Origin of the sequence: Companilactobacillus halodurans (assembly GCF_009600985.1) — a bacterium.
Classification (GTDB): domain Bacteria; phylum Bacillota; class Bacilli; order Lactobacillales; family Lactobacillaceae; genus Companilactobacillus; species Companilactobacillus halodurans.
In genome coordinates this window covers 1-1,140 of record NZ_VDFP01000223.1, presented here as the reverse complement: position 1 = coordinate 1,140, position 1,140 = coordinate 1, and the positions used below count along the sequence as shown (strand labels likewise).

The following is a 1,140-nucleotide window of genomic DNA, read 5'->3' as shown; positions in this document are numbered from 1 at the left end:
AAATTTCATAAGCAAGATTATAATCAAAATATTCGTAAACATTGGTTCCATCAGTTCGCTCAGGAGTGGCAGTCATTCCTAGCATAAATTGCGGTTTATAAAAGTTCATCAACCGTTGATACATGGTCTCTTTTTCACCAAGATTGTTTTGACCAACGCGATGCGCTTCATCAATAATAATGTAGTCGAAAGCATCGGCACCTAGTTGTTCGCAAACTGATTTTTTAGAAACCATGTTGACTGTGGCAAAAAGATAGCGAGCATTTAAATCCTTTTGATTACCACTAAGAATGCCATAATCACTATCAGGTCCACCTAAAATTTCTTGAAAACTGGACATAGCTTTGCGCAGGATTTGTTCTCGATGGACGACAAATAACAGCCGTTTAGGTTGAAATTGCTGAACATCAAATGCTGCCAAATAAGTTTTCCCGGTTCCAGTTGCCGCAACGACCAATCCTTTTTTAGCATGTTGAACATCTCGGAGATGTTTTAGGGCTTGCAAAGCAGGTTCTTGCATTTGGTTAGGAATTATTTTGCCTAGTTTATTGGCTCTTTTCTTTTTAGAAGTAGTTTGGTAGTTTAGCTGCCAATCGCTACGATATTCATCGATCCAAGATTTAGTCAAAGGAATTGCTTGTTGCCAAAGATTATCTAATTCACTTTTGACGTTGCAGACTATTTCGCCACGATCAGTTGATGTTATTCGCAAATTCCATTCAAAATTCTTTTTCAAAGCATTTTGAGTTAAATTGGAGCTACCGATTACCATACTTTGATAGTCGTCGTGATTAAAATAGTATGCTTTAGTGTGGAAACCATCTTGGTCCAAAACTCTGACATCGAGATTAGGGATTTGGAGTAAGTCTTCAAAAACGTTAGGATTGTTAAAGCCTAGATAAGTTGAAGTGACGAGCTTTCCACGGACACCATGATTTGCAATGTCAGCAAGTGTGCTCTTGAGATCCAACAGTCCACCTGAAGTAACAAAGGCCACTGCAATTGTGAATGAAGTTGCGCTACGTAATTCGTTTTCTAATGTTTCGAGAACCGTGCCGTTTTGATTGGTTATCAACGCGGGTTGATAACGTGATAATGATTGAATTGAGTTATCAATAAAGCCAAAGTTTATGCCTTGGT

The 1,140-nt window shown here is 38.3% G+C and carries 1 protein-coding gene; it reads right to left on the bottom strand.

What is annotated here, in order from left to right; translation table 11 throughout:
• On the bottom strand, window positions 1-1,140 hold a 1,140-nt coding region (locus FHL06_RS13790), incomplete at both ends, for a DEAD/DEAH box helicase (RefSeq protein WP_153387222.1).